The following is a 20,828-nucleotide window of genomic DNA, read 5'->3' on the forward strand; positions in this document are numbered from 1 at the left end:
TCTCAGAACAGTTTTCCGGGGTTGAGCAGCCCCAGTGGGTCGAAGGTGTGCTTGATCCCGCGCTGGAGCTCCAGGCCGACCGGCCCCAACTCCCTGGCCAGCCACTCCTTCTTGAGGACGCCCACGCCGTGCTCGCCGGTGATGGTGCCGCCCAGGGCGAGCCCGAGCGCCATGATCTCGTCGAAGGACTCCCGCGCCCGCCGCGACTCGTCCTCGTCGGCGTGGTCGAAGCAGACGACGGGGTGGGTGTTGCCGTCCCCCGCGTGCGCGCAGACGCCGATGGTCAGGTCGTACTTCTCCGCGATCGCCGCCGTGCCGTCGAGCATCGCGGCCAGCTTCGTCCGCGGCACGCACACGTCGTCGATCATCGTCGCGGACTTGATCGTCTCCAGGGCCGTGAGGGAGAGCCGGCGCGCCTGGAGGAGCAGTTCGGACTCGGCGGCGTCCGCGGCCGGGACGACCTCGGTGGCTCCCGCCGCCGTGCACAGCTCACCGACGGCGGCCAGATCGGCGGCCGGGTCGGGGCTGTCGAAGGCACACAGGAGCAGCGCCTCGGTGGTGTCGGGCAGACCCATGCGCGCCAGCTTGTTGACGGCCTGGACAGTGGTGCGGTCCATGAGTTCGAGCAGCGACGGGGTGTGGCCGCGCTCCATGATCGCGCAGACGGCCTCGCAGGCGGCGGCCGCGGACGGGAACTCGGCGACGAGCGCGAGCTGCGCCGGGGGCTGCGGCCTGAGCGCGAGCACGGCCCCGACGACGATGCCGAGGCTGCCCTCCGAGCCGACGAAGAGCCTGGTCAGGTCATATCCGGCGACGCCCTTGGCGGTGCGGCGGCCGGTGGTCAGGAGCCGGCCGTCGGCGAGGACGACGTCGAGACCGAGGACGTACTCGGCGGTCACGCCGTACTTCACGCAGCACAGGCCACCGGAGGCGGTGCCGATGTTCCCGCCGATGGTGCACGTCTCCCAGCTGGAGGGATCCGGCGGGTAGTACAGACCGTGTTCGGCGACGGCCCGTGACAGCACGGCGTTGACGACACCCGGCTCGACGACGGCGATCCGGTCGACCGGGTTGATCTCCAGGATGCGGTCCATCTTGACCAGGGAGAGCACGATGCAGCCCTCGGAGGCGTTGGCGCCGCCGGAGAGGCCCGTGCGGGCGCCCTGGGGGACGACGGGGACGCGGAGTTCGGTCGCGGTGCGCATGACGTGCCGGACCTGTTCGACGGTGCGCGGGAGCACGACGACAGCCGGGGCGCCGGCCTCGCAGAAGCTCGCCATGTCGTTCGCGTAGGAGGCGGTCACGTCCGGATCGGTGAGCAGCGCCTCGGCGGGGAGCCCGGCGCGCAGCCGCGTCAGAAGATCGTCCATGCCTCCAGCGTGGCACCCGGGGCCATCGGTGTGAACCCGCCGGGGCGGGCGCTTCGTGTGCTCTTCGTACAGGCGCGTACGGGCGCACAGTGAGCGCCATGAAGACCCAGAACGTGTCGAGGACGGTCCTGGCGGCCGGAGTGGGCGCGGTGCTCGCGGCGACGGCCCTGCTGTACGTCCCCGAGCTCGTCGGCCAGGGGCCGCCGCCCCCGCCCGGTCCGGCGGAGCGGGCGACGATCGCGGCGCACGCCGGCGCGCAGGCCTCGCTTCCGGACCTGGCCGCGCTGATCACCGACAGGGAGAAGTGGCTGCGGGCGCACCCGGACGACGACGCTTCCTGGGCGGCGCTCGGCACGGCGTACACGGAGCGCGGGACGCGGATCGGTGACGTACGGGACTACCCGAGGGCCGAGCGGGCGCTGCGGCGCTCGCTGGCCGAACGGCCCGCCGCCCGGGGCAACGTGGACGCGCAGCTGGGGCTCGGGGCGCTGGCCGGGGCGCGCGGCGACTGGAAGTCCGCCAAGGAGTGGGGCGAGCGGGTGCGGAAGGCGGCGCCCGGACGCTGGCCGGCGTACCAGGTCCTGATCGACGCGTACAACGGCCTCGGGGAGTACGGGGCTGCCCGGAAGGCGGCGGAGAGGCTGGAGGAGCTGCACGCGGGCGCGGTGGTGCGCACCCGGGCGGCGCAGACCTACCGCGACCGGGGCTGGCGCGAGGACGCCGACGCGGCGGCCCTGGACGCGGTGGCGCTCGCGGAGACGGGCGCGGAGAAGGCGGCCTCGCTCGCGCGGCTCGGGGACCTGTCGTGGGAGCGGGGCGAGGCGGAGGAGGCCCTCGCCCGGTACGGCGCGGCGCTGCGGCTCGTACGGGACCACGGGCCGTCGCTGGCGGGGCGTGCGCGGGCGCTCGCGGGCCTGGGCCGTGCGGACGAGGCGCTGCGCGACTGGCGGGCGGCGCTGGCGCGGCTGCCGCTGCCGGAGTACGTCCTGGAGGCGGGCGAGCTGTACGAGTCGGTGGGCCTGGACGGCCAGGCGCGGGCGCTGTACGAGCGGCTGCGGAAGGGCCCGTGGGTGCGGGCGGAGGTGGCCCTGGGGCTGCTCGACGCGGACCACGGAAACCCGGTGGCGGCGGTCACGCGGCTGCGGGCGGAGTGGGCGCGCGGGCACCGTTCGGTGGGGGTGGCGGACGCGCTGGGCTGGGCGCTGTACCGGGCCGGGCAGCCGAAGGAGGCGCTGGAGTACGCGAAGCGGGCCACGGACGAGGGCCTGCGGAGTGCGCTCTTCGCGTACCACCGGGGGGAGATCGAAAGGACCCTTGCGCAGCACGGACCGGCCCGCCGCCATCTGGCGGAGGCGCTGCGGATCAACCCCCACTTCTCACCGCTGCTGGCGCCGAAGGCGGCGGAGGCGGTGGCGGCGCTCGGCGAACCCTCGGACGAACTCCCGCTTGAGCTCCGTCCGGAGAAGCCGGAGAAGGCGACGGATGCGGGGAAGCCCGCGGATCCGGCGAAGCCGGAGAAGCCGGAAGCCCCGGCTGCGGCCGCGACCGAGGGCCCGAGTTCCGGGACACCGGCGCCGGACACCCCCTAGTACGGCGCGAGGGGGCCCGGGGTGTTGCCCCGGACCCCCTTCACGTCACCTCGGAGAGGCTCAGAGGTTGCCGCGCTTCTCCTGCTCGCGCTCGATCGCCTCGAACAGGGCCTTGAAGTTGCCCTTGCCGAAGCCCATGGAGCCGTGGCGCTCGATCATCTCGAAGAAGACGGTCGGGCGGTCCTGGACCGGCTTGGTGAAGATCTGCAGCAGGTAGCCGTCCTCGTCGCGGTCGACGAGGATCTTCAGCTCGCGCAGGGTCTCGACGGGCACGCGGGTCTCGCCCGCCCACTCGCCGAGGGTGTCGTAGTACGAGTCGGGGGTGTCGAGGAAGGAGACACCGGCGGCCCGCATCGCGCGCACGGTGGCGACGATGTCGTTGGTGGCGAGGGCGATGTGCTGGACGCCGGCGCCGCCGTAGAACTCCAGGTACTCGTCGATCTGCGACTTCTTCTTCGCGATCGCCGGCTCGTTGATCGGGAACTTCACCTTGAGGGTGCCGTCCGCGACGACCTTCGACATGAGCGCCGAGTACTCGGTCGCGATGTCGTCGCCCACGAACTCCTTCATGTTCGTGAAGCCCATGACCTTGTTGTAGAAGCCGACCCAGTCGTTCATCTTGCCGAGCTCGACGTTGCCGACGCAGTGGTCGATGGCCTGGAAGGTGCGCTTGGCCGGCGGCTCGACGATCGGGTTCGCGGAGACGAAGCCCGGCAGGTACGGGCCGTCGTAGCCGGAGCGCTCGACGAGGGTGTGGCGGGTCGTGCCGTAGGTGGCGATGGCGGCGAGGACGACGGTGCCGTTCTCGTCCTTCAGCTCGTACGGCTCGGTGATGCCGGTGGCGCCGTGCTCGACGGCGTAGGCGTACGCGGCACGCGCGTCCGGCACCTCGATCGCCAGGTCGACGACGCCGTCGCCGTGCTCGGCGACGTGGTCGGCGAGGAACCGGCCCCAGTCGGTCGAGACCTTGATGACGGAGGTGAACACGAAACGGGCGGCGCCGTTGGTGAGGACGTAACTGGCGGTCTCGCGGCTGCCGTTCTCCGGTCCGGAGTAGGCGACGAGCTTCATGCCGAAGGCCGTGGAGTAGTAGTGCGCGGCCTGCTTGGCGTTGCCGACGGCGAAGACGACCGCGTCCATTCCCTTGACCGGGAAGGGATCGGCCTTACGCGCGGTGGAAGGGGTGTGATCGATGGTCTCAGTCATGGCAGCAATGTCCCGCTGTTCGGCAAGGTGCGCAAGAGTTCGCTGATCCGCTGGTCAATCTGTACAGCGACCGGCGAGTATGGCGGTGCGACTTGTACATCCTGACCACGAGGAGACCGCTGTGGCGATCGATCATTTGGACGGCCGGCTGATCACGCTCCTCGCGCGCGAGCCGCGCATCGGGGTCCTGGAGGCGTCCCGCCGCCTCGGCGTGGCGCGCGGGACGGTGCAGGCACGGCTCGACCGGCTCCAGGCGAGCGGGGTGATCCGCGGGTTCGGGCCGCAGGTGGACCCGGCGGCGCTGGGATACCCGGTGACGGCCTTCGCGACGCTGGAGATCAAGCAGGGCCAGGGCGCGGACGTGCGGGAGCACCTGGCGACGGTGCCGGAGGTCCTCGAACTGCACACGACGACGGGCCACGGCGACATGCTCTGCCGGCTGGTCGCCCGCTCCAACGCCGACCTCCAGCGGGTGATCGACAAGGTGGTCGCCTTCGAGGGGATCGTGCGGGCGTCGACGGCGATCGTGATGGAGAACCCGGTGCCGCTGCGGATCATCCCGCTGGTGGAGCAGGCGGCTCAGGAGTAGGGCCGGGACGAGAGCAGGGCCGGGCGGGAGCCGGAGCGGGCGGGAGCCGGAGCGGCAGCAGGACCGGGGCGGGACGCAAAGAGAAGTCTGCAAAGAAGTAGTTGCAAAGAAACCATTGCAACTACTTCTTTGCAACTCTAGGGTTGAGCCATGCCCGAGCCCGAAGAGCAGTCCCGAGAGCCCCACGCACAGCCCCACGCACAGCCCCACGCGCAGCCCGGCATGCTCCCGAGCCGGACGCTCGACCCGCGCTCCCTGCGCGCGATCGCCCACCCCCTGCGCATCCAGCTGCTGCGCGCCCTGCGCCGCCACGGACCCGCCACCGCCTCCCAGCTCGCGGACCGGCTCGGCGAGTCCAGCGGCGCCACCAGCTACCACCTCCGCCAGCTTGCCGCCCACGGCTTCATCACCGACGACCCGACGCGCGGCAAGGGCCGGGAGCGGTGGTGGAAGGCGGCCCACCGGGGCACCGCCTTCGACGAGACGCTCCACAAGAACCCCGACCCCGAGGTCCAGGGCGCCCTCGACCTCGTCATGCACGAGATCGCGACCATCCACACCCAGGAGATGTCGACCTGGGTCGCCACCCGCCACACCTGGGACGACGCCTGGTACGGCGCCTCGGACTTCAGCGACTTCCGGCTGACCCTCCCGCCCGAGCGGCTGCGCGAGCTCAACCTGAGGATCCACGCCCTGATCGACGAGTACAGCGACACCGCCGACCCGGACGCGCCGGGCGCCGCCGCCGTACGGATGCACCTGCACGCGTTCCCGCAGCACGAGAACTGACGGAAGGAACCACGGAGTCATGCACGCCGACGTTCACCTCCAGATCCACCAGCTGCACGCCACCGAACTCCACCGCGAGGCCGCCGCCACCGCCCGGTCCCGCACCACCCCGCACCCGTCCGCCCCCGCCTTCCGCGTCCGACTCGGCTGGAAGCTCGTCGAGACGGGACTGCGCCTGGTCACCGCGGCCGACCGCCCGGTCACCCTCGCCGCATGACCGCCCCGGGGGGACACGAAGCGGGCACGGCGGGTACGAGGAAGGGGGACCGCGTCCCGCTCGCCACCGTCCTGACCGCCAACGCCATCTCGGTCACCGGCAATTCACTCACACTGATCGGCGTCCCGTGGTTCGCGCTCGAGACCACGGGAAGCCCCGGCAAAGCCGGACTCGTCGCCTTCTGCGCGGCCGTTCCCGTCGTCCTCGCCGCGATCGCCGGCGGCCCGGTCATCGACCGCCTCGGGCGCCGCCGGGTCGGCATCGCCTCCGATCTGATCTGTGGGCTCGCGCTCGCCGCGATCCCGCTCCTGCACCAATCGGGGGCTCTCCGGTTCTGGATGCTGTGCGCGCTGATGGCGGTCACGGGCCTGTTCCACGCGCCCGGCGAGATGGCCCGGCACGTGCTCGTCCCCGACTTGGCCGGGCGCGCCGGGACCTCGCTCACCCGGGCGGCCAGTCTGTACGACGCGGTGGCGCGCGGGGCCCGGATGACGGGCGCCGCGATCGCCGGACTGCTCGTCGCGTTCATGGGCCCCGACACGGTGCTGTACCTCGACGCGGCCACCTTCGCCGTCTCCGCGCTGCTCGTCACGGTGGGGCTGCGCGGGGTGCCGTCGGCGGAGCCGATGCGCGACGGGCCCCGCCTCTCCCCTGCCCGCTACCGTGCCGACCTGCGCGAGGGGTACACCTTCCTGTTCCGCGCCCGGCTGCTGCTCGGCATCACCGTCATGGTGATGGTGACCAACGGCCTGAACCAGAGCTGGAGTTCGGTACTCCTGCCGGTCCACGCCAGGGAGGAGCTCGGCGGTCCCGCCTCGCAAGGCCTGCTCGTCTCGGTCTTCGCCGGCTGCGCCCTCGCCGGTGCGCTGCTCTACGGGGCGGTCGGGGAGCGTTTCCCGCGCCGGGCCGTGTTCACCGTGGGCTTCCTGCTCTGCGGCGCCCCGCCGTACCTGGTGGCCGCCCTCACCGAGACCACCGCGCCGCTGCTCGTGACGGTGGTGGCGGCCGGGTTCGGCGCCGGGGTCCTCAACCCGATCCTGACCACGGTCATGTACGAGCAGGTGCCGGACGCGCTGCGCAGCCGGGTCATGGGCGCGAGCACCGCCGGAGTGCTGCTCACGACCCCGCTCGGAGGTCTGGCGGCGGGGCTCCTCGTCGAGCGGGTCGGCCTGACGGCGACGCTCCTCGGGATCGGCGCGCTCTACTTCCTCGCGACGCTCTCGCCGATGGTCTTCCCGGCCTGGCGCGGCATGGACACGACGCGGAGGACCGGCCCCGCCGACGCCCCCGCCGACGCCTCCCTCGACGCCTCCGCCGAGGACGTCAGCAGCTCGGGACCTTCGACTCCTGCCCCTGTTCCAGGGCCCGGAGGGACGCCACCGCGTCGCTGAGGGCGGCGACGGGGATGAGCCGCAGGCCCTTCGGCTTCTCGGCCTCGGCGTCGGAGCACTCCGCCTTCGGTACGAGGAAGACGGTGGCCCCGTCGCGCGCGGCGGCCTGCGTCTTGAGGGAGACGCCGCCGACGGCGCCGACCGTGCCGTTGGCCTCGATCGTGCCCGTACCGGCGACGGTCCGGCCGCCGGTGAGATCGCCGCCGTCCCCGTCCCCGTCGAGCTTGTCGACGATGCCGAGGGAGAAGAGCAGGCCGGCGCTGGGCCCGCCGATGTCGGCGAGGTGCAGGGTCACCTTCACCTTCTCGGGGCTCAGGTCGAGGTAGTCGAGGGCGGCGAGGGCGGCCGCGTCCTGCGACTGCTTCATCTGGCCGAGGTTGTGCTTCTCGATCTCGGCGTCGGACTTCCCCGACGGGTAGACGGAGTCGTGCGGCAGGACGGCCCGGTCCGTGCGGAACCAGGCGTCGGCCACGTCCCCGAGGTCGACGTCGGTGGACGGTCCGGTGGCGACGATCGTCGTCATCCGCAGCTGCCCCTCGGTCGGCCGGACCGGGGCACCGGTGATGGTGATGACCTCGCGCCCCTTGTCCTTGCCGAGGACGTCGGCGGTCGTGCCGGGCTGCGCGATCGCGTACGGCAGCGGCGCCAGCCCGACGACGGCGAAGAGCGCGGCGACGGGCAGGGCGCAGAGCGCGAGGGCGCGGTGACGAGGAAGGCTGGAGAGCACGTCCCCAATCTACTGGGACGCGTGCCGCCCCCGGGCCGCGGGCACGGGCACCGGTAGGTGGCGGGCGAAGAATGCCCGCGTCCGGCGCCGGACCGCGGCCACCGCCGCCGACGGGTCGGCGGCCCCGATGAGCCCGGCCCTGGACTCCGCGGTGACGAGTCCGGCGGCCTGGAGCCGGGGGACGAGGAAGGCGTGGTCGGCGAAGATCCAGTGGTCGCTGCCGGTCAGCAGGACGCGCCGGGCGGGCAGCCCCGCCCAGGAGCGTTCGAGGCGTTCGGCGCCGTCGAATCCGTCGGTGCGGAACATGAGCAGCGGCCGGTCGGACCCGTCCAGCGGGTCCAGGTCCAGGTACCCCTCCAGGTTCACGCCGGCGGTGAGCCGGTCGTCGGCGGCCAGCGCGTGCACGGCGGCGGTGCCACCCGCCGAGTGTCCGTAGACACCGGTCCGGCGCAGGTCCATGGCGGGGGCGAGGGACAGGCTCCCGAGCCGATCGAGGACGAAGCGGAGGTCCGCGACCCGGGTGTCGATCATGGTGCGGAAGACCGTCGGGTCCGGGTCGGGGCGCAAGACGGTGAGGCGCACCCCGCTCGGGAGCTCCACCTGGCTCGCGTCGCCGGGGTGGTCGATCAGGACGACGATCCGGCCGTGGCTCGCCAGGTCCTCGGCGAGGGTCGTGCCGAGGGTGCGGAAGTCGCCGCCGCCGGGGCTGTACAGCAGGACGGGGCGGCGCCCCGGAAGGGCGGGCGCGTCCAGGTGTCCATGGGTGAGGGTCGCACCCCAGTCGACGCCCGCGGCCGGCAGTCCGGGACGGACCAGGGGTGCGAGCTCGGCGAAGTACTGGGCCTCGACCGGGGTGAGCTGCGGGGCGCGCGAGTAGCCGCGGACGGTGCGGGCCGGGTAGAGGACGGTGATCATCACCTCCCGTACGCCGGTCCCGGGGACCCAGGGGTCGTCGCGGGAGGTGTCCGTGAGGGCGAAGGTACGGAGGCCGACGGGGTGGGGGCCGGTCGGCGCGGGCAGCCGGGGAACGACCGGCGCCGCCGCCCGGGCGGCGGCCGGGGAGAGCAGGGTGGCGGCGGCGGCAAGGAGGGCGCCCTTGGCGACCGTGCGGCGGCCGGGTGCGGGGTGGTGGGTCATGCACGGCATCCTGGGGCGGGCGGCGGGCACGCGCGAAGGTTCAGGCCGTGCCCGAAAGGCTGGCGGAAGTCGAGGAGTTGGACAGGTGCTGCGCATCCACTTCACCGCGGACGATCTCGGCCGGGTGCGGTTCGCGCCCCGGCCGTCGCCCGTGCCGGAGCTGCATGCGGCGCTCCTGATGCTGGGCGCCCCGCACGAGGAGCTGCTCTTCGGACGGTGGCGGGGCAGGCTCTCGCGCGCCCTGCCGGGGGCGGCCGAGCCGCTCGCGGAGCTGGTGCCGGGCGGGGTGGCCCCGTACTTCCTGGACGTCCTGGGCGGGACGCGGGAGGAGGGCTTCGCACTGATCCGCGCGAGCGGCCCGGAGTCCGTCCGGTCCGAGCTGGAGCGGGTGTACGCGGGCCGGCGCCCCGTACCGCCCTGGATCCGGGCCCTGCACGACGGGGACGACGGCGCCTGGCGCAGGCTGGACCGCGCCCAGCGGGCGGCGTACGAGACGGTCCTGGCACCGGTGTGGCCGCTGGTCCAGGACCTGCACCGGGCGGAGTTCACCCGGCACGCCCTGATCGCCGCGGAACAGGGCCTCGGCGCCGCCCTGACAGCCTCGGCCCCGGGCTCGCGGCTCCGGGCCGGGGTATGGGAGTGGCAGGGCGGACCGGGAGCCTCGGGGGGACCGAGCGGCCTGGGCATCCCGGGGGAAGCGGATGAACCGGCCGGACCTGCCGGCTCGGACGGCTCAGACGGCTCCGGCAGTCCCGGCGGCCCGGGCGGCCGGGACGTGTGGCTCGACGGGCGGGGGCTCGTGCTCCTGCCGACCTTCCACTGGCGGGGCGGCCCCCTGGTCCAGGACCAGCCGGGCCGCCCGGTGGTCCTGGCCTACCCGGCGGGCCGGGGCCTGCCGCTCGCCCCGAACGGCGGTGGCACTTCCGAGGAGGCCCTCACGGGGGTCCTCGGCAGGACCAGGGCCGAACTGCTCCACGTCCTGGACGAGGCCAGGACGACGACGGGCCTGGCCCGCCGTCTCGGCGTCAGCAACGCGACGGCCTCGGCCCACGCCCAGGCCCTCCGCGCGGCGGGCCTCCTCGCCACCACCCGTACGGGCCGCTCGGTGCACCACACCCGTACGGCCCTGGCGGAGCTGCTCCTGAACGGCGGAGCAGCCCGCTGACGCGCCCCTGGGGGCGCGTCCTGGGGCGTGTGTCGGCGCCGCCGGGCAGGCGGGACTTTCGACACACGTCCTAGCGCAGCGCGTCGGCGACCTCGCGGGCCGCGTCGACGACACGGGGGCCGACCCGCTCGGGGACGGCGTCCGCGAGCATCACGACGCCGACGCTGCCCTCGACGCCGGTGACGCCGACGAGCGGCGCGGCTGCCCCGCTCGCGCCGGCCTCCAGTTCGCCGTGGGTGAGGGTGAAGCCGGGTTCGATCAGGGAGCCCTGGCGGGCGGCGAGGATCGCGCGGCCGGCCGCGCCCCGGTCGAGCGGGTGCCGGAAGCCGGCCCGGTAGGCGACGTGGTAGTCGGTCCAGGTCGGTTCGACGACCGCGACGGCGAGCGCCTCGGCCCCGTCGACGAGGGTCAGGTGGGCCGTGGCCCCTATGTCCTCGGCGAGCGAGCGCAGTGCGGGCAGGGCGGCCTCGCGCACCAGGGGGTGCACCTGGCGGCCGAGCCGCAGCACACCGAGGCCGACGCGGGCGCGCCCGCCGAGGTCGCGGCGGACGAGGGCGTGCTGTTCGAGAGTCGCCAGCAGGCGGTAGACCACCGTCCGGTTGACACCGAGTTTGTTGGACAACTCGGTGACCGTCAGGCCGTGGTCGGTGTCGGCGAGCAGTTTGAGGACTTTGAGTCCCCGGTCGAGCGTCTGGGAGGTCTCCGCGGTCACGACGCCCTCTCCTTCGGAGTGAGTGGCGGCGGGCTCTCACGGGATTGCGACGCCGGTCCCGTCGGCGACGCACGTCAGAGGCCGCCGGCAGGAAGGGGTACACCGGCTGCGCTCCGCGGCGGCGCTGCCACGGGGCGATTGCTTTTGAGCCGGGACAGTAGCGACCCGCTCCGCTCAGCGGAAGACCTCGTCCAGAATCCGGGCGCCGACGACCGGATAGAGACGGTTCAGGACTTTCGTCGGCCGGTCGAAGGACTTTGGCTGACAAGATCGGCTTTGTCGTGCGCCCAGGGCGTGCGTGCGGGCGCCGCCGGGCAGGCGGGACCTTCGACACACGCCCTGGGCCGGAAGGTGCCCGGAGACCGACCGTGGGGGCCGGCCGCCGGACCGGATCCCGTCTCCACGGGATGCGTGAGGCCCGTACGAGCGGACTCGTACGGGCCTCACTGACGTCCGGGGGGGGCAACCCCGGCGGGAACTCACCGCATGCGGGTGGCCCACTCCTGGACCTTCTTGATCCGCTCACGGATCTGGCCGGCGGTGGCCTCGGCGCTCGGCGGCCCGCCGCACACCCGCCGCAGCTCGGTGTGGATCACGCCGTGGGGCTTGCCGCTCTGGTGGACGTAGGCCCCGACCATCGTGTTGAGCTGTTTGCGCAGCTCCAGGAGCTCCTTGTGGGAAACGACAGGGCGCCGCTCGGCGGGAAGCTCCAGGAGGTCCGCCTCGTCGTCCGGCCTCTTGCGGCTGTGCGCGATCTGCCGGGCCTGGCGCTTCTGCAGCAGCAGCTGGACCTGGTCGGGTTCGAGGAGGCCGGGGATGCCGAGGTAGTCCTGCTCCTCGGCGCTGCCGGGGTGGGCCTGCATGCCGAACTCGGCGCTGTTGTAAAGGACTCGGTCGAAGACCGCGTCCGACTCCAGCGCCTCGAAGGGCAGCATGTCCTGCTCGCCGGTGTCCTCGTCCTGCTGACGCTCGGCCTCGGCGAGCTCCTTCTCGGACTCGGCGTACGGGTCCTCCTCGCCCTGCTTCTTCGGCTTGTCGAGGACGTGGTCGCGCTCGACCTCCATCTCGTTGGCGAAGCCGAGGAGGCTGGGGATCGTCGGAAGGAACACGGAGGCGGTCTCGCCGCGCCTGCGGGAACGCACGAAGCGGCCGACGGCCTGGGCGAAGAAGAGCGGGGTCGAGATGGTCGTCGCGTACACGCCGACCGAGAGACGCGGGACGTCGACGCCCTCGGACACCATGCGGACGGCGACCATCCAGCGGTCGGTGTTCTCGCTGAACTCGTCGATGCGGTTCGAGGCGCCGGTGTCGTCGGAGAGGACGACGGTGGCCTTGGTGCCGGTGATCTCGCGGATCAGCTTGGCGTACGAGCGGGCCGATTCCTGGTCGCTGGCGATCACCAGACCGCCGGCGTCGGGAATCGACTTCCTGACCTCGGTGAGGCGCTGGTCGGCGGCGCGCAGGACGTTCGGCATCCAGTCGCCCTTCGCGTCGAGCGCGGTGCGCCAGGCCTGCGAGACGGCGTCCTTGGTCATCGGCTCGCCCAGGCGGGCGGCGATCTCGTCGCCGGCCTTGGTGCGCCAGCGCATGTTGCCGCTGTAGGAGAGGAAGATGACCGGCCGGACGACGCCGTCGCCGAGGGCGTTGCCGTAGCCGTAGGTGTAGTCCGCCGAGGACCTGCGGATCCCGTCGTTGCCCTCCTCGTACGTGACGAAGGGGATGGGGTTGGTGTCGGAACGGAAGGGGGTGCCGGTGAGGGCGAGCCGCCGCGTGGCGGGCTCGAAGGCCTCCAGGCAGGCCTCGCCCCAGGACTTGGAGTCTCCGGCGTGGTGGATCTCGTCGAGGATGACGAGGGTCTTGCGCTGCTCGCAGCGGTTGCGGTGGAGCATGGGCCGGACTCCGACTCCGGCGTAGGTGATGGCGACCCCGTCGTACTCCTTGCTGAGCGGCCCGGCGCTGTAGTCCGGGTCCAGCTTGATCCCTATGCGCGCGGCGGCGGCGGCCCACTGCTTCTTGAGGTGCTCGGTGGGCGCGACGACGGTGATCTGCTGCACGACGTGGTGGTGCAGCAGCCAGGACGCGAGGGTCAGGGCGAAGGTCGTCTTGCCGGCGCCGGGGGTGGCGACGGCGAGGAAGTCACGGGGCTGCTCCTGGAGGTACCTGTCCATGGCGCCCTGCTGCCAGGCTCGCAGCTTGCCGGCGGTACCCCAGGGGGCCCGGCCGGGGAAGGCGGGAGAGAGGTGATGGGAGGAGGTGGTGGTAGTAGTCACGATCTCCGGGTTCGACGCTCGTCCAGATACGACAACCGGGCCACCTTACCGGCGGCCCGATCGGAACCTCGTACGAAACGGGGCGGGGGTGGTGCGGTTGCGATTCAGCTCACGTCGGCGGCGATCAGCTCGCGCAGCCCGTGGGAGATGACCTTCACCTCGTCGGCCTCACCGGTCGCCACGGCGATGACCAGGCGCTCCGCCGCGTCGATGTCGGGGCGGAGCTGGATGCCGTTCATGGCGAGGAAGGTGACGCAGGACAGCCAGGCCGTGCGCTTGTTCCCGTCGAGGAAGGGATGGTTGATCGCGAGCGACTGGAGCAGTGCGGCGGCCTTGTCGAGGAGGTCGGGGTACGCCTCCTCGCCGAACATGGCGGCGGCCGGCCGGTGCACCGCCGATTCGAGCAGTCCCGCGTCGCGTACGACGACGTCCTGGTCGTCCACCGCGTGCTCGGCGATGACCAGGACGTCCTCGGCGGAGAGGTAGACGCAGCTCACTTGAGCCGCTCCATCAGCTCATGCCACTTGGCGGCCTGCTCCATGGCGGTCTTCCGTACGATCGCCTGCTGGGCGGTACGGGCGAGGTAGTCGTCGACGGCCTGGAGCAGTATGGCGTGCATGCTCGTGCCCTCCTGCTCGGCGCGCAGCTTGAGTGCCTCGGTCTGGTCGTCGCGAAGACGCAGGTTCATGGCCATACCAAAACGGTACCACCGGATGGGGCCAGAGTGGTACCGACCATGTCAGGCCCGCGCCCCGGCACCGTTCAGCCGCGTGGCCACCCACGCCCCCACCGCCGCCACGCCCGCCATCGGCAGGAAGACCGCGGCGAAGGCCACCGGATGGGAGCCCGTGGCCGCGTGGGAGCCCACCGCGTGGCCCACCGCGCCGCCGCCGAGGGCCGCGAAGGCCGCGCCGCCGAGGGCGAGGAGCAGGACGTTCGAGAGGCCGTCCGAGATCTGGAGGGCGGCCGAGTTCGCGCCCGCCTCCTCCGGGGCCGAGAGCTTCAGCAGGAGCACGCTCGTCGAGGTGATCACCGCGCCCATGCCGAGGCAGCCGAAGGCCCAGGCCGCCGCGACCACCCACACCGGCACCGCGGCGATCAGCACGCTCGGCGCCGCCGCGATCGAGAGCGCGACGAGGACCATCCCGAGGACGACCAGACGTTCGCGGTACGGCTCCGTCCACGGCCGGGACTGGATCCACGAGCCGAGCGCCCAGGTCAGACCGCCGACGGCGAGGGAGAGCCCGGCCAGGGTCACGCTCATGCCGCGCTGGGTGACGAGCATCAGCGGGACGAAGGACTCGGCCGCGATGAAGGACCCGGCGGCGATGCCGCGCAGCAGGATGACCGAGGGCAGGCCGCGCGCCGCCCGGACGGTGCCGCGCGGGAGCAGCCCGCGGACGGCGGGCACGAGGAGCGCGACGCCCGCCGCGGCCGGGAGCAGGGAGAGCCAGCGCAGCTCCTGTCCGGCGTACTGGAGCAGCCCCGCGCCGACCGAGATGGCGAGCGCCAGCAGGATCCGCCGCCGGTCCCAGGGGACGACGGGCGCGTGCGGGTCGGCGGGGCCGGAGGCGGTCCGGCGTATCGCGGGGAGGGCGAGGGCGAGCGGCAGGACGACGAGGACGGGGATGCCGACGAAGACCCAGCGCCAGCCGAGGTGCTCGGTGATCGTCCCGGAGGCGAGCGGTCCGACGACGGAGGGCACGACCCAGCTCGCGGCGAACGCGGCCATGATCGCGGGCCTGAGGTGTTCCGCGTACGCCCGGCTGACCACCACGTACAGCGCGACGATGACCAGGCCGCCGCCCAGCCCCTGCACGGCCCGGCCGACGATGAACAGCCACATGGCGCCGGCCGTCCCGGAGAGGAGCAGTCCGGCGGCGAAGGCGGTGATTCCGGCGGCGAGCGGGGCGAGCGGCCCGCTCCGGTCGGACCACTGGCCGGCCAGGACCATGGCGAAGAGGCTGGTGGTGAAGTACGCGGAGAAGGCGAAGGCGTAGACGGAGACGCCGTTCAGCTCGCGGGCGGCGACGGGCATCGCGGTGCCGACGGCGGTCGCCTCGAAGGCGATGAGCAGGACGACGGAGACCATGCCGATGCTGAGCGCCCGGTGATCGGCATCGAGGACGGACCCCTTGGTGTCGTCGTGTGCGGCACGGGGTCCGGGGCTTTCGGCGACGTCGGCGTCGCGGGGTTCGAGGGCGCTCATCACCCCAGGGTAAGAGGTGTAGCACTGAATGACCCCTGTCAGGAGTCCCGGTCACGCTCGGTCTTCGGTCGTACGACCGGGAGTACCGGAGCAGTCTGTCGGGGCCCGACTGTGAACGGAGCGTTGCAGTCGCATGGCACGACCCGGGGAACCCTTGAGCCCCGCCCGCACCCCGCTCTACGGTCGTACCAGTGCACAACACGACCGTGTGCCCGAGTGGTTCAGGGGCTCGCCTGCAAAGCGAGTTACGTGGGTTCGAATCCCGCCACGGTCTCTCCTTCCGTACATCCGCGGGATCTTCCCCGGCACACCTCGCGTGTGCCACAGTCCGCCCATGAATGATCACGGCAGACGCAGACTGGGCATCCTCGTCGGCGTGGGTGCCGCCGGGCTCCTGCTGCCCGGTATCACCCTGGGCGCGGAGACCGTCGACGCCGTCCTCTCGCTCCTCCTCGCGGCGCTGATCACCCGCGCCACGGTCCTCCTGCTGTCCCAGCTGACCTCGACCGTGGAGATCGCCGAGGACTGACGGGTCCGCCGAGGACTGAACTGGTCCGCGGCGGACGGCCGCGGACCGCGGGCACGGCTGACGTGCCCGCGGCCGCTTACGGCAGCAGGGAGTCGGGAACCACGACGGCCCGCACCCTCACGGGAGCAGGTCGTCGGGGACGGAGAGCCCCTCCTCGCAGCCGAGGAGCTCGCGCGTGCTCTCGGCGAGGGACTTCAGGAGCTGCTCCGTCGACACGGTCCGGTCGTCCTTCCGGTCCTCGTCGTTCACCGAGACCTGGAGCGGCAGCTCCTTGCCCTGGCCGGCGGCGGTGCCCGGGATCGTGCAGGGCATGACGAGCGGCGTGCCCCGGTTGTCGGGCCGGGAGCCCACGTAGACCCCGTCCGCGACCGTGCGCCAGCGGTCCCTGCCCTCTCCGGAACTCACGAAGTCGATGTCGTACATCGACCACCCGACCGTGCTGCCGACCCGAAGCGTGGACCCGTCGGTCCGGCTCTCCATCTCGCACGGGTGGTGGGTGGTGCGCCGGAGATCGTCCTTGCCGGCGGCCCAGCCGCGCGCCTCCGCGACAAGACCGTCCCTCGCCTCCGTGAGCGAGTGGTCGAACGGGCGGAACCCGTCGCCGAGATCGGCACGCACCGCGTCGACGTTCGCCTTGCCGAAGACCTCCTGGCAGGTCTTGAGCGCGGTCGGCGACACGGCATCCGTCGCGTTCGGCTTCGGGGTGTCCCCGCCGCCGCAGGCCGCCGCCGAGAGCACGACGGCGAGCGCCGCGACGCTCCTGCCCACCGCGCTCCTGCCCACGACGCTCCTGCCCGCCCACCTGCTGGTGACCGACATGCTCACCTGACCTTCTGCTCGGTGCCGCTGACGAGTTGTTCGCCGTCCAGGTAGGCGCCCCGCGCGTCGTCGAGGAACGCACGCCGCTCGGCCTCCGTCATGCCGGTGGCGTCCGCGTAGTTCAGCAACGGGTTCATCGCGCTGCCACGCCCGGCCTCCCTCGTGGAGCCGATCGACGTCCGTGCCTCGTCGTCGTTCTTGAACTCGTTCTCCTTGAGGTACTCAAGGGTGCCGGACGCGTACGACGTACTGACGGTCGAACCGACGCTCTCCATGATGATCGGCACGACGGTGGCCGCCACGACACCCGCCGCGGGGCCGAGCACGACGGCCGAGCCCACGCCCACGATCGCGGTGACACCGCCGCTGACCGCGGACTTCCGCCATTCGGCCTGCTGCTCGAGCGCCAGGTTCTTCTTGTCCTCGTCGTCCTTGAAGTCCTCGGCGATCTGGGTGACACGCGACTCGTCGAGGACACCGTGGACGAGGGAGCCGTTCTTGGCGAACGCCATCGCGTCGTCCCGGTCCCCCTCCAGCGCCTTGATGCCGCTCGCCTCGAAGACCTGCTGGGCCGCGGACATGCTCTTGTAGGCCCCCTCGTCGCCCGCGACGGCCTTCATGAACTCCAGCGACGAGTTGAACCCGAAGTCCGTCCGCTTGCTTCCGTCGCTGCTGTTCCCGAAGAGCTCGTCGCGGTTGTACGCGTCTCCCGTGCCGCCGAAGTTCATCATCGAGTAGTTCAGGTCGTCGATGTAGGCCGCGCCCATGTTGCCCAGGCTGTCCATCATCGCCTTGTGCTGCTCCCGCAGTTCGGTGCTCGAACCGTAGGAGTCGATGACCTGCTTCATGATCTCGGCGGACTTCTCGTCCCGGTGCAGCTGGGGGTTGGGGTCGTCCCAGCCGTGGCCCGTGGTCGCCGCCTCCAGGGCGTGGCCGAGGGCGTCCGGCATGTAGTCGGCGGTCTTCTTCCAGTCGTCCGGGTTGTGGCCCTCGACGTCGGGGAAGAAGTCGTACTCCTTGTTCTGGAAGTAGTCCAGGTAGCCCTTCTGGTTCCCGTCCTTCTTCGGGTCCAGGTCGACCGTCCCCCCGAGGCTGCCGTCCTTGTTGTACGAGGTCGGCTCCTTGGAGAAGTACTCCTTGGCCGCGTCCGGGCTGTGGCCCAGCGCCTCCAGCATCGGGATCATGGGGTCAAAGCCCGAGCCGTTGACGCCGGACGGGTTGTACTGGTCCTTCAGCCAGCCGCCGCCCATCGGCTTGCTGTTGGCGAAGAGGTACGGGTCCTTGGCGTGGAGCTGGGTGACGTGCTCCGCGATCGGGACCAGGAAGTTCTTGTCGTAGTTGCCGTAGCGCATGATGCCGCCGAGCAACTGGTAGCCGAAGGCCGGGTTGTTGTCGTACTTGACGAGCGGGATGCGCTCCGTGCCGAGCTTGCGCATGTCCGTGGACCACTTGTCGGTCCAGGCGTCGCCGCCCTGCGTGGCCGTCGCCAGGTTGAGGCCCAGGTTCTTCTGGAGCTCCCGGACGTCCGCGAGGCGCTCCTTGTCGACCTTCGAGTAGTCGTACGTGTCCGTGGACAGCTGGCCGAAGAACTCCAGGGAGCCCTTGGGGCCGAGGCCGTCGTAGAAGTTCCGGGAGAACTCCTTGGAGCCGCTGTTGTCCTTCAGCAGCTCGTTGAGGCGCATCAGCTCCTCGTGGGAGATGTCCCGGCCCTTCTTGGCCAGGTCGACGGCGCGCTGCGCCTCCTCGGCGTCGAGGCTGGTGTACTTCGGGCCGCTGAAGTTGTTCTTGTCCCCGGTGATGTTGGCCTTGAGCGCGTTGGAGCAGGCCACGTCGGCCTCGGTGCAGACCTCCAGGATGGCCTTGATGCGGTCCTGCATCGCCTGGATGTCGGCGCGCTCCTTGCGCACCAGGTCCTGGAAGTCGGGGTCGTGCCGGGCGGCGGGGTCCTTGATCTGGGACAGCGGCTCCCTGGCCTCGACGGTGCCGTCGGAGTTCACCCGGAAGCCCTTCGCGGGGGCCTCGGTGTCGACGATCTTCTTGAGGTCGTCCTTCGACTTCTTGAAGGCGTTGTAGCCGTCCTCAAGGACCTTGTGGATGCCGTCGGCGGCCTTGGCGGCGTCGTCGAACTCCTTCGCCGTCTTGTCCACGAACGGCTTCGTGACCTCGGCGTTCACGCCGCGCCAGTAGTCGTCCTTGGCCTTCGCGGCCATCGTCGTCCGGGCGTCCTCGGCGAGCTTGTCCAGCTTGCCCTTCATCGCCGACCAGTCGTCGGCGGCCGCCTTCATCTTGTCCAGCGGCGCGTGGAAGACGTTGTCGTAGGTCAACACAGCAGGGCCCCCGGCCTACTTGAAGTATTCGTTGATCTTGGATGCCGCGAGGGACGCCCGGATGTCTTCCTCTTCCTTCGCGTGGGAGGCCGCGCTGTAGTCGAGGTGGTTGGAGATGTTGGCACAGGCGTCGAGCAGCGTGTTCAGCTGCGAGCTCCACGTCTCCTGCACCGTCGACATCGCGGATCCCGTCTGGAAGCCGTTGCTCGACATTCCCGTCGCCGCTTCCGTGGTGTTCGTCCGCGCGTGGTTCCCGTCCTTGACCAGACGGCCGTGCAGCGCGTACGCGGCGCTGCCGATGGCCCCGAGCTTGTCCTGGTCGACGCTGAGGTCGGCGTTCCCGCCGCCCCCGCCACCGGGCTCCGGGGCGACCTGGTTGAGCCTCATGCTCACGCTGGTCGTGGACGTGGACCTTACGGACGCCCACTCCTCTTCGAACGACATGCTCTCCCCCGCGACGGTGATCGTTCCGGCTTCGCCTCAGCAAGTTCCGTGCGAGTTCCCTGCCCACGGAAATCACGGCGATCGTAGTCCCAAGGCCCTGCGTGTGAGCACTCCCCGCTGGGAAATCCCGCGCAGAAGGAGATCTTCACACCTCTTCGCGGCGGGAGCACCCCTCACTTCACCTTCGCAACCAGGACAGCCCGGGCGTTCCGGGCCCCGACCCGCTCTCCGTACGCCTCCCCGGGGACCGCGCCCCTCCCCCGCCCCGCCGCCGCGACCGAACGCCTCGGTAGGCTCGACCCGCCCCGGGTCGCCCCGGGGACGTCGCAACGACGGTCGCAACGACAGGGGGAGTCACCGGTGGAACGGTCGCGCACGCAGGGGGACTCCGCGCGGCGGACGGCTCCGGACCGGCGGATCGGCCCGTACCGGCTGATCACCCGTCTCGACCCGCCCGGCTCCGCCGTCCCCTGCCACCGGTTCGTGGCCCGCACCCCCGACGGCGGGCGCACGGTCCTGCTGAGCGCCCCGCTGCCCGGCACCGATCCGGCGCGGTTCACCGCCGAGGCCGTAGCGGCCCGCCACCTCCTCGGCCCGTGGATCGCCCCGGTGACGGACGTGTCCGACTCGACCGCCCCGACCGCCCCGGCCGGCTCCGCCTGGTACGCGAGCCCGTACGTGCCCGCGCTCCCGCTCCCCGTGGCCCTCGCCGTCCACGGCGGCCCGCTGCCCGAGGCCACCGTCCGGGCCATCGGCGCCACCCTCGCCGAGGCGCTCGGCGCCGCGCACGCCCAGGGCCTCACGCACGCCGGGGTCTCCCCCGCCGCCGTCCTGCTCACCGCCGACGGGCCGAGGCTGACCTCCTTCGGCGCGGTACGGGCCGCGGCGGCCGACGGCGAGCCGCGCACCGGCCTGCCGGGCCTGGACCCGGGAGCGCTCGCCCCCGAACAGGCCTCGGGCGGCCGGCCCCGCCCGCCCGGCGACGTCTTCGCGCTCGGCGCCGTCCTCGCGTACGCCGCCACCGGCCACACCGTGCCCGAACGCGAGGAACTCCCGCCCGCCCTGCGCCCGGTGGTCTCCTCCTGCCTGGCCCGCGACCCGGCCGACCGCCCCACGGCGGCCGCCCTGATGACCGCACTGGCACCGCCGACCGCGCACCAGACGGTCCTGAACTCGGCCGGCACCCTGCTCAAGCCCGGCTGGCTGCCGGGCCGGGTGGTCGCCGCGCTCGCCCGCCAGTCGGCGGAGCTGCTGGCCGCCGAACTGCCCGAGGCACCGGAGCACGCGGCCCGCGCGGAACACGCGACACCGGCCCGCACCTGACGCCGGCCCCCCGGC

At 72.2% G+C, this 20,828-nt stretch carries 20 protein-coding genes and 1 tRNA gene; 9 read left to right on the forward strand and 12 right to left on the reverse strand.

Annotated elements, in window-relative coordinates:
* Positions 1-2 precede the first annotated feature (2 nt).
* Entirely contained in the window at positions 3-1,370 is a 1,368-nt protein-coding gene (locus OG361_RS15100) for an FAD-binding oxidoreductase (RefSeq protein WP_405853822.1), read from the reverse strand.
* Between the two features lie 98 nt (positions 1,371-1,468).
* Between OG361_RS15100 and OG361_RS15105 the strand changes: the two genes are divergently transcribed.
* Positions 1,469-2,959: a tetratricopeptide repeat protein gene (locus tag OG361_RS15105; protein ID WP_405853824.1), complete on the forward strand. Its 1,491-nt coding sequence runs from the start codon at positions 1,469-1,471 to the stop codon at positions 2,957-2,959.
* 60 nt (positions 2,960-3,019) lie between these two features.
* Here the strand turns inward: OG361_RS15105 and hppD are convergent, their stop codons facing one another.
* Positions 3,020-4,165, reverse strand: coding sequence for a 4-hydroxyphenylpyruvate dioxygenase (gene hppD / locus OG361_RS15110; protein ID WP_405853826.1), 1,146 nt, complete (start codon positions 4,163-4,165; stop codon positions 3,020-3,022).
* Between the two features lie 121 nt (positions 4,166-4,286).
* Here hppD and OG361_RS15115 point away from each other — a divergent pair, with 121 nt between their 5' ends.
* From OG361_RS15115 to OG361_RS15130, 4 genes are all read left to right on the forward strand, one after another.
* A complete protein-coding gene (locus OG361_RS15115; RefSeq protein WP_306328179.1) occupies positions 4,287-4,754 on the forward strand; it encodes an Lrp/AsnC family transcriptional regulator in 468 nt (155 codons plus the stop codon).
* A 150-nt stretch (positions 4,755-4,904) separates the two neighbouring features.
* Entirely contained in the window at positions 4,905-5,543 is a 639-nt protein-coding gene (locus OG361_RS15120) for an ArsR/SmtB family transcription factor (RefSeq protein WP_405853828.1), read from the forward strand.
* A gap of 19 nt (positions 5,544-5,562) precedes the next feature.
* Positions 5,563-5,760, forward strand: a complete 198-nt coding sequence (locus OG361_RS15125) for a hypothetical protein (protein ID WP_405853830.1) — start codon at positions 5,563-5,565, stop codon at positions 5,758-5,760.
* Complete coding sequence (locus tag OG361_RS15130; protein ID WP_405853832.1) at positions 5,757-7,151, forward strand: MFS transporter; 1,395 nt, start codon at positions 5,757-5,759, stop codon at positions 7,149-7,151. The genes OG361_RS15125 and OG361_RS15130 overlap by 4 nt, the downstream gene beginning before the upstream one ends.
* Here the strand turns inward: OG361_RS15130 and OG361_RS15135 are convergent.
* Together OG361_RS15135 and OG361_RS15140 are read right to left on the reverse strand one after the other, a co-directional pair.
* Entirely contained in the window at positions 7,084-7,878 is a 795-nt protein-coding gene (locus tag OG361_RS15135; protein WP_405853834.1) for a S16 family serine protease, read from the reverse strand. The genes OG361_RS15130 and OG361_RS15135 overlap by 68 nt on opposite strands.
* A gap of 9 nt (positions 7,879-7,887) precedes the next feature.
* Positions 7,888-9,015: an alpha/beta hydrolase family protein gene (locus tag OG361_RS15140; protein ID WP_405853836.1), complete on the reverse strand. Its 1,128-nt coding sequence runs from the start codon at positions 9,013-9,015 to the stop codon at positions 7,888-7,890.
* Positions 9,016-9,100: 85 nt separating this feature from the next.
* On the opposite strand from OG361_RS15140, the gene OG361_RS15145 reads away from it, so the two are divergent.
* Positions 9,101-10,180: an ArsR/SmtB family transcription factor gene (locus OG361_RS15145; protein WP_405853838.1), complete on the forward strand. Its 1,080-nt coding sequence runs from the start codon at positions 9,101-9,103 to the stop codon at positions 10,178-10,180.
* 70 nt (positions 10,181-10,250) lie between these two features.
* Here OG361_RS15145 and OG361_RS15150 read toward each other — a convergent pair whose 3' ends face one another.
* The 5 genes from OG361_RS15150 to OG361_RS15170 all read right to left on the reverse strand — a co-directional run bounded on the left by OG361_RS15150 (position 10,251) and on the right by OG361_RS15170 (position 15,371).
* Positions 10,251-10,892, reverse strand: a complete 642-nt coding sequence (locus OG361_RS15150) for an IclR family transcriptional regulator (RefSeq protein WP_384564063.1) — start codon at positions 10,890-10,892, stop codon at positions 10,251-10,253.
* A gap of 479 nt (positions 10,893-11,371) precedes the next feature.
* Positions 11,372-13,162 carry a DEAD/DEAH box helicase gene (locus OG361_RS15155; RefSeq protein ID WP_405853841.1) on the reverse strand — a complete coding sequence of 597 codons (1,791 nt, stop codon included), beginning with the start codon at positions 13,160-13,162 and terminating at the stop codon, positions 11,372-11,374.
* A gap of 104 nt (positions 13,163-13,266) precedes the next feature.
* Entirely contained in the window at positions 13,267-13,659 is a 393-nt protein-coding gene (locus tag OG361_RS15160) for a type II toxin-antitoxin system death-on-curing family toxin (RefSeq protein WP_405853843.1), read from the reverse strand.
* Positions 13,656-13,856: a ribbon-helix-helix protein, CopG family gene (locus tag OG361_RS15165; RefSeq protein ID WP_030221768.1), complete on the reverse strand. Its 201-nt coding sequence runs from the start codon at positions 13,854-13,856 to the stop codon at positions 13,656-13,658. Before OG361_RS15165 ends, OG361_RS15160 begins: the two co-directional genes overlap by 4 nt.
* A 45-nt stretch (positions 13,857-13,901) precedes the next feature.
* On the reverse strand, positions 13,902-15,371 hold the full coding sequence (locus tag OG361_RS15170) for an MFS transporter (protein ID WP_405853845.1): 1,470 nt from the start codon (positions 15,369-15,371) through the stop codon (positions 13,902-13,904).
* Between the two features lie 202 nt (positions 15,372-15,573).
* Between OG361_RS15170 and OG361_RS15175 the strand changes: the two genes are divergently transcribed.
* A tRNA-Cys gene (locus OG361_RS15175) sits at positions 15,574-15,645 on the forward strand.
* 60 nt (positions 15,646-15,705) lie between these two features.
* A complete protein-coding gene (locus tag OG361_RS15180; RefSeq protein WP_405853847.1) occupies positions 15,706-15,900 on the forward strand; it encodes a hypothetical protein in 195 nt (64 codons plus the stop codon).
* Positions 15,901-16,017: 117 nt separating this feature from the next.
* On the opposite strand, the gene OG361_RS15185 is transcribed toward OG361_RS15180, so the two are convergent.
* From OG361_RS15185 to OG361_RS15195, 3 genes are read right to left on the reverse strand one after another with little or no spacing between them, the layout of a single operon-like run.
* Positions 16,018-16,719 carry a hypothetical protein gene (locus tag OG361_RS15185; RefSeq protein ID WP_405853849.1) on the reverse strand — a complete coding sequence of 234 codons (702 nt, stop codon included), beginning with the start codon at positions 16,717-16,719 and terminating at the stop codon, positions 16,018-16,020.
* Positions 16,720-16,721: 2 nt separating this feature from the next.
* The gene (locus OG361_RS15190) at positions 16,722-19,046 is read right to left on the reverse strand and encodes a hypothetical protein (RefSeq protein ID WP_405853851.1); all 2,325 of its coding nucleotides are present in this window, start codon (positions 19,044-19,046) and stop codon (positions 16,722-16,724) included.
* A 15-nt stretch (positions 19,047-19,061) separates the two neighbouring features.
* Positions 19,062-19,433, reverse strand: a complete 372-nt coding sequence (locus tag OG361_RS15195; RefSeq protein ID WP_405853853.1) for a hypothetical protein — start codon at positions 19,431-19,433, stop codon at positions 19,062-19,064.
* Between the two features lie 417 nt (positions 19,434-19,850).
* Here OG361_RS15195 and OG361_RS15200 point away from each other — a divergent pair, with 417 nt between their 5' ends.
* Positions 19,851-20,813: a serine/threonine protein kinase gene (locus OG361_RS15200; RefSeq protein ID WP_405853855.1), complete on the forward strand. Its 963-nt coding sequence runs from the start codon at positions 19,851-19,853 to the stop codon at positions 20,811-20,813.
* The last annotated feature ends 15 nt before the right edge of the window (positions 20,814-20,828 follow it).

Source organism: Streptomyces sp. NBC_00090, from assembly GCF_045160815.1.
GTDB lineage: Bacteria > Actinomycetota > Actinomycetes > Streptomycetales > Streptomycetaceae > Streptomyces.

Coding starts and splice junctions, on each gene's coding strand:
- OG361_RS15100 (WP_405853822.1), bottom strand. CDS start 1,370: ATGGACGATCTTCTGACGCGGCTGCGCGCCGGGCTCCCCGCCGAGGCG.
- OG361_RS15105 (WP_405853824.1), top strand. CDS start 1,469: ATGAAGACCCAGAACGTGTCGAGGACGGTCCTGGCGGCCGGAGTGGGC.
- hppD (WP_405853826.1), bottom strand. CDS start 4,165: ATGACTGAGACCATCGATCACACCCCTTCCACCGCGCGTAAGGCCGAT.
- OG361_RS15120 (WP_405853828.1), top strand. CDS start 4,905: ATGCCCGAGCCCGAAGAGCAGTCCCGAGAGCCCCACGCACAGCCCCAC.
- OG361_RS15125 (WP_405853830.1), top strand. CDS start 5,563: ATGCACGCCGACGTTCACCTCCAGATCCACCAGCTGCACGCCACCGAA.
- OG361_RS15130 (WP_405853832.1), top strand. CDS start 5,757: ATGACCGCCCCGGGGGGACACGAAGCGGGCACGGCGGGTACGAGGAAG.
- OG361_RS15140 (WP_405853836.1), bottom strand. CDS start 9,015: ATGACCCACCACCCCGCACCCGGCCGCCGCACGGTCGCCAAGGGCGCC.
- OG361_RS15165 (WP_030221768.1), bottom strand. CDS start 13,856: ATGGCCATGAACCTGCGTCTTCGCGACGACCAGACCGAGGCACTCAAG.
- OG361_RS15170 (WP_405853845.1), bottom strand. CDS start 15,371: ATGAGCGCCCTCGAACCCCGCGACGCCGACGTCGCCGAAAGCCCCGGA.
- OG361_RS15180 (WP_405853847.1), top strand. CDS start 15,706: ATGAATGATCACGGCAGACGCAGACTGGGCATCCTCGTCGGCGTGGGT.
- OG361_RS15185 (WP_405853849.1), bottom strand. CDS start 16,719: ATGTCGGTCACCAGCAGGTGGGCGGGCAGGAGCGTCGTGGGCAGGAGC.
- OG361_RS15195 (WP_405853853.1), bottom strand. CDS start 19,433: ATGAGGCTCAACCAGGTCGCCCCGGAGCCCGGTGGCGGGGGCGGCGGG.